This is a genomic window from Kitasatospora sp. NPDC057198 (assembly GCF_042670125.1).
Lineage (GTDB): Bacteria > Actinomycetota > Actinomycetes > Streptomycetales > Streptomycetaceae > Kitasatospora.
Genome location: NZ_JBHUWH010000456.1, coordinates 1 through 6,138 on the forward strand (window position 1 = coordinate 1; position 6,138 = coordinate 6,138).

The following is a 6,138-nucleotide window of genomic DNA, read 5'->3' on the forward strand; positions in this document are numbered from 1 at the left end:
GTGGGAGAGTAGGACGCCGCCGAACAATCTTTCAAAGAAAGGGCCCCAGCCACCAGGCTGGGGCCCTTTCTGCATTTCCGAGCCCGTTCAGGCGGAGGGGGAGAACGATGGGGTTCACCGGGGTCTGGGTGGTCGTGGCGCTGCCCGACGAGGAGTTGGGGCGACTGCTGTCACCGGACGAGGGGTTGTTCGTGCCGCCGGCCGAGGTCGAGGGTGACCGGGCCTGGTGGGAGGCGGTGCACGAGCGGAGCCGTGCGGGCAGGGGTGTCCACAGGCTGTGGGAGGACGAAGAGGCTGTTCGGCTCGGGCAGCTGATCAGCAGGTGGTACGCAGAGGCGGACGCGGTGGAGGAGTTCCGCGCAGCGGTGCTGGAGCGGGTGGAGGAGCGGCGGCCGGAGCGGTTCTTCGCCGCGGTGACGCGGAAGGCGTTCCCGTTCGGGGCGTTGGCGTACGGGGTGGGGCCGGGGGCGGTGCTCGGGTTGCCGGGGTGGTTCGGGGAGTTCGTGCTGAGCGCGGATCAACTGCGGGGCCGGTTGCCGGAGTTCGAGGCGGCCCTGGGGTGGTCGGGGTAGGAGCGGGGGCGGGTTCTCGACCGGGCGCGGGCCTGGCTGGTGGGGATGGGGGACGCGCCGGACTACCCGGCCGAGGAACTGCTCGACGGTCCGCTGCGGGTGGTGCGGTGGGCCGTGGAGCGCGGGTGGGGCGTGGCGGGGGCGGCCCCGGGCTACTGAGGGGGGCCGACCGGTCGGGGTCAGAGGCCGGCGCCGCCGGTGGCGTCGATGACCCGGCCGGTGACCCAGCGGGCGTCCCGGGAGGCGAGGAAGGCGACGACGTCGGCGATGTCGGCGGGGTCGGCGACGCGGCCCAGGGCGGCGAGGGAGGCGGCGTGGGCCTGGGCGGCTGGGTTGTCGCGGAGCCAGGCGGCGTTGACGTCGGTGTCGACGATGCCGGGGTGGACGGAGTTGGCGGTGATGCCGCGGGGGCCGAGTTCCTTGGCGAGGTTGAGGGTGAAGGTGTCCAGGGCGCCCTTGGTGGCGGCGTAGGCGACGATCTCGGGCATCGCGATGCGGGCCGCACCGCTGGAGACGTTGATGATGCGGCCGCCGTCGCGCAGGCGGGGCAGGGCTTGTTGGACGAGGAAGAACGGGGCGCGGACGTTCACGGCGAAGACCTCGTCGAAGTCCTGCTCGGTGAGGTCGGCGAGGGCGGCGCTGCGGCCTATCCCGGCGTTGTTGACCAGGATGTCGACGCCCCCGTCGTCGAGGTGGCCGGCACGGGCGAGGTCGTACGCGGCCCAGAGGCGGGCGGCGTCGCCGTGGGTGCCGAGCGGGGCGTGGACGGTGAAGGCGTGGCCGCCGCGGCTGCGGATGCGGTCGAGGACGGCTCCGGCGGCGGAGTGGTCGCGGGCGTAGGCGAGGGCGACGGTGGCGCCGTCCTGGGCGAGGCGTTCGGCGATGGCGCGGCCGATGCCCCGGGAGGCGCCGGTGACCAGGGCGGTTCTGCCGTCGAGCGGGCGTGCGGACATGGAGGATCCCCTTCTTCCGGCGTCACCCATTTCTTGAGTGATCACTCAAGAAGAAAGCTAGCACGCCCTGCCGCCTTTCTTGAGCGTTCGCTCTAAAATGGTCGGCATGGCAGCAGCGGAAGCGACGAGGACGACAGGCACGGCGGGCACGGCGGCGAAGCGGGGCCGCCCGCCGGCCTTCGACCGGGCGGCGGTGCTGGCGGCGGCGACCAGGCTGTTCTGGGAGCGCGGCTACCAGGCCACCTCGGTGGGCGAGCTGACCGGGGTGATGGGGATCAAACCGGGCAGCCTGTACGCGGCGTTCGGCGACAAGGCGGCGCTGTTCCGCGAGGTGGTGGAGGCGTACGGGTGCTCCCCGGAGGGGGAGTTCGTGGCGCTGGCGCTGGCCGAGGAGGCGTCGGCGCGAGCGGCCTTCGCCCGGATCCTGCGGGAGGCGGCGCGGATCTACCCGGATCCGGCGCACCCGGCGGGCTGCCTGGTGATCAGCGCGGCGGTCAACATCGCGGCCCAGGACGAGGAGGTCGCGGAGTTCCTGCGCGGGCTGCGGGCGGCGAACCTGCAACTGTTCGAGGAGCGGCTGACGGACGCCGACCGGCTGGGCGAGCTCCCCCCTGGGGTGGCTCCGGAGGCCCTGGCGCGTTACTACGGGGCGGTGCTGCAGGGGATGTCGCAGCGCGCCCGGGACGGGGCGGACGCGGCGGAGCTGGCCGCGACGGCCGAACTGGCACTGGCCGCCTGGCCGGCACGCTGACCCCGGCCCCGACCACCCGAGCCCCGGCCCTCAGCCCCCATCCCCCAGCCAACCCCCCGCTCCAAACCTCCGGCCCCGGCCCCGCTTCCGTACCGGCGCCCTGCTGGAAGCCGGGCGGGGAACGTAGGCTCGCAGGTATGCGGACTTCTGAGAACACGTCAGGTGCGGGCCGGGTCGAGCGGGTAGAGGTGCTGACGCCGGGGCAGGCCGGGGCGGTGCGCGAGCTGCTCGCGGCGGCGGCCGGGGCGGACGGCCGGGAGGCGGTCTCGGAGGCCGGTCGGCTGCGGATCCGGCCGGACCGCCCGCGCGCGGGCGTGCGGCACCTGGTGCAGTCGGTGGGCGGCGCGGTGGTCGGCTACGCGCAGTTGGAGGGGGAGCGGCCGGGCACGGTGGAGCTGACGGTGGCCCCGGCCGAGCGCGGCCGGGGCCTGGGCGGCGAGTTGGTGGACGCGGTGCTGGCCGAGGGCGAGGGCGGGCTGGACTTCTGGGCGCACGGCGGTCTCCCGGCCGCCCGGCACCTGGCCGAGCGGCACGGAGCGGTGCTGGTGCGCGAGCTGCGGCAGATGCGGCGGACCGGGCCGGCGCCGGAGGCGGTGCCGCTGCCCGCGGGCGTCGTGCTGCGGACGTTCGAGCCGGGCCGGGACGAGGCGGCCTGGCTGGCGCTGAACGCGCTGGCGTTCGCGCACCACCCGGAGCAGGGCTCGTGGACGGAGCGGGACCTGGCGGAGCGGATCGCCGAGCCGTGGTTCGACCCGAAGGGCTTCTTCCTGGCGGAGCGGGACGGCCAGCTGGTGGGCTTCCACTGGACGAAGATCCAGCCGGACGGGCTCGGCGAGGTCTACGTGGTGGGGGTGGATCCGGCGGAGCAGGGTAATGGCCTGGGTAAGGCGTTGACGGCGGTGGGCCTGCGGCACCTGGTCCTGGAGCGCGGCCTGCCGACGGTGATGCTGTACGTGGACGCGGACAACGCGGCGGCCGTCCGGGTGTACGAGCGGCTGGGTTTCGGCGTCCACGAGGTCGACCTGATGTACCGGTGGGAGCCGTCGGGTCGGCGCTGAGCCGGTCGAACGCGGACGGAAGGGAGCGTCCGCTAGCAGCCACAGGGGTGACGGACTCAGCTTTCCTCCCGGCCATGCGGTGTTTACCGTGGATTCAATTGGCGCCGCGAAGATCACAGAATGTCGTCCGTATTGCCGCGTCCGCGTCACCGCTCCACCCGCCGCCCGTCCGGGCGGATCCCGGCGTCCCCGGGCGGGTGGACGTGGTTCGACGAGGACGAGGAGCCTGCGGAGTCATGCCCTTCGCCCCACCGGGGCCGCGTCCTGCAGGAGGAGCTGGAACCGATGAGCATCCCCCGCCCCGTCTCCGACTCGGCCGTTCCGGCCGAGCGCAGCAGTGAGCAGAAGCCGGCCGTGCGGTCGGGTGTCAGGTCCGGATCCGGAGCCGGGTCCGGCAGCAGGGCAGCCGCCGGCAAGGACGCCGGCAAGGACGCGGGCAGGGAGCCCGGCAAGGAGCCCGGCAAGGAGGCGCGGCCGCGTCCGGTGCCGGTGCGCGGCAAGGCCAGGGCGGCCGCCTCCAAGACCGCGGAGCGCGGCGGCGAGCCGAAGCAGGCCGAGCCGAAGCAGGTCGAACCGAAGCAGGCCGAGCCGAAGCAGGCCGAGTCGAAGCCCGCCGAGCCGGTGCGGGCCGCGACGGCGCTGCCCGCGGCGGTCTCGGCGGCCTTCCCCGCGGCACCGGCGGGAGCCCCCGGGGCCGCCGGCGCGGAGGAGGCCGAGCTGCCGCAGGGCCGGTTCCTGGACCGCGAGCGCAGCTGGCTGGCGTTCAACGAGCGGGTGCTGGAACTCGCGGAGGACCCGAACATCCCGCTGCTGGAGCGGGCCAAGTTCCTCGCGATCTTCGCGTCCAACCTGGACGAGTTCTTCATGGTCCGGGTGGCCGGCCTGAAGCGCCGGATCGCCACGGGGGTGGCGCAGCGCTCGGCGTCCGGCCTGCAGCCGCGCGAGGTGCTGGACCTGATCTGGCGGCGCTCGCGCGAGCTGATGGCGCGTCACGCGGCGACCTTCCAGCAGGAGGTGCTGCCGGACCTGGCGGCCGAGGGCATCGAACTGGTGCGCTGGCCGGACCTGGCGGAGACCGAGCAGGCCCGGCTGCACACGCTGTTCCGGCAGCAGATCTTCCCCGTGCTGACACCGCTGGCGGTCGATCCGGCGCACCCGTTCCCGTACATATCGGGGCTGTCGCTGAACCTGGCGGTGGTGGTGCGCAACCCGGTGTCGGGGCACAAGCACTTCGCCCGGGTGAAGGTGCCGCAGTCGCTGTCGAGGTTCCTGGAGGCGTCGCCGCAGCGGTACGTGCCGCTGGAGGACGTGATGGGGGCGCACCTGGAGGAGCTGTTCCCGGGGATGGAGGTGCTCGCCCACCACGCGTTCCGGGTCACCCGCAACGAGGACCTCGAGGTGGAGGAGGACGACACCGAGAACATCCTGAAGGCGCTGGAGAAGGAGCTGATGCGGCGCCGCTTCGGCCCGCCGGTGCGGCTGGAGGTCGAGGAGTCGATCGACCCGTACATCCTGGACCTGCTGGTGCGGGAGCTGAACATCACCGAGGCGGAGGTCTTCCCGCTGCCCGGCCCGCTGGACCTGACCGGACTGTTCGGGATCGCCGACCTGGACCGCCCGGAGCTGCGCTACCCGAAGTTCGTGGCGGGCACGGCGCGCGGGCTGACCGACGTGGAGTCGGCGACGCTGCCGGACATCTTCGCCGCGATGCGCGAGCGGGACGTGCTGCTGCACCACCCGTACGACTCGTTCTCCACCTCGGTGCAGGCGTTCCTGGAGCAGGCCGCCGCCGACCCGCACGTGCTGGCGATCAAGCAGACGCTGTACCGCACCTCCGGCGACTCGCCGATCGTGGACGCGCTGATCGACGCGGCGGAGTCCGGCAAGCAGGTGCTGGTGCTGGTGGAGATCAAGGCCCGGTTCGACGAGCAGGCGAACATCAAGTGGGCCCGCAAGCTGGAGGAGTCCGGCTGCCACGTGGTGTACGGCCTGGTCGGGCTGAAGACGCACTGCAAGCTGTCGCTGGTGGTCCGCCAGGAGGGCGACACGCTGCGCCGGTACTCGCACGTCGGCACCGGCAACTACCACCCCAAGACGGCCCGGCTGTACGAGGACCTGGGCCTGCTGACGGCCGACCCGCAGGTCGGCGCCGACCTGTCGGACCTGTTCAACCGGCTGTCGGGCTACTCGCGGCGCGAGTCCTACCGGCGGCTGCTGACCGCGCCGCGCGGGCTGCGGGACGGGCTGGTGGCGCGGATCAACGGGGAGATCGCGCACCACCGGGCCGGGCGGCCGGCCTTCGTCAAGGTCAAGGTCAACTCGATCGTCGACGAGGTGGTCATCGACGCGCTGTACCGGGCCTCGCAGGCCGGGGTGCCGGTGGACGTGTGGGTGCGCGGCATCTGCGCGATCCGGCCGGGCGTGCCGGGGCTGAGCGAGAACGTCCGGGTCCGGTCGATACTCGGGCGGTTCCTGGAGCACTCGCGGGTGTTCGTGTTCGGCAACGGGGGCGACCCGGAGGTGTGGATCGGCAGCGCCGACATGATGCACCGCAACCTGGACCGCCGGATAGAGGCGCTGGTGCGGGTCACCGACCCGGCCCACCGGGCCGAGCTGAACGGGCTGCTGGAGCTCGGCGTCTCCGACGAGACCGACTCCTGGCACCTGGGCGCCGACGGCACCTGGACCAGGCACGCGCAGGACGCCGAGGGCCGTCCGCTGCGCCACGTCCAGGACCTGCTGATCGACTCGCGCCGCCGCAACCGCGGCTCCGCCGCCGCGCGCTGAGCGGCACCCCGCCCGCG

At 73.5% G+C, this 6,138-nt stretch carries 5 protein-coding genes; 4 read left to right on the top strand and 1 reads right to left on the bottom strand.

The genetic code is table 11. The features are described 5' to 3' along the window. The first annotated feature begins 107 nt into the window (after positions 1–107). A complete protein-coding gene (locus ACFUEL_RS32945; RefSeq protein WP_380240779.1) occupies positions 108–572 on the top strand; it encodes a hypothetical protein in 465 nt (154 codons plus the stop codon). A gap of 179 nt (positions 573–751) precedes the next feature. On the opposite strand, the gene ACFUEL_RS32950 is transcribed toward ACFUEL_RS32945, so the two are convergent. Next, positions 752–1,525 carry an SDR family oxidoreductase gene (locus tag ACFUEL_RS32950; RefSeq protein ID WP_380240781.1) on the bottom strand — a complete coding sequence of 258 codons (774 nt, stop codon included), beginning with the start codon at positions 1,523–1,525 and terminating at the stop codon, positions 752–754. 106 nt (positions 1,526–1,631) lie between these two features. On the opposite strand from ACFUEL_RS32950, the gene ACFUEL_RS32955 reads away from it, so the two are divergent. The 3 genes from ACFUEL_RS32955 (at position 1,632) to ACFUEL_RS32965 (ending at position 6,121) form a co-directional block, all read left to right on the top strand. Then, positions 1,632–2,276 (top strand): TetR/AcrR family transcriptional regulator, encoded by a 645-nt coding sequence (locus ACFUEL_RS32955; protein WP_380240783.1) that lies wholly within the window; start codon positions 1,632–1,634, stop codon positions 2,274–2,276. Positions 2,277–2,413: 137 nt separating this feature from the next. Beyond that, the gene (gene mshD / locus ACFUEL_RS32960) at positions 2,414–3,334 is read left to right on the top strand and encodes a mycothiol synthase (protein WP_380240784.1); all 921 of its coding nucleotides are present in this window, start codon (positions 2,414–2,416) and stop codon (positions 3,332–3,334) included. Between the two features lie 285 nt (positions 3,335–3,619). Beyond that, entirely contained in the window at positions 3,620–6,121 is a 2,502-nt protein-coding gene (locus tag ACFUEL_RS32965) for an RNA degradosome polyphosphate kinase (RefSeq protein WP_380240786.1), read from the top strand. Positions 6,122–6,138 lie beyond the last annotated feature (17 nt).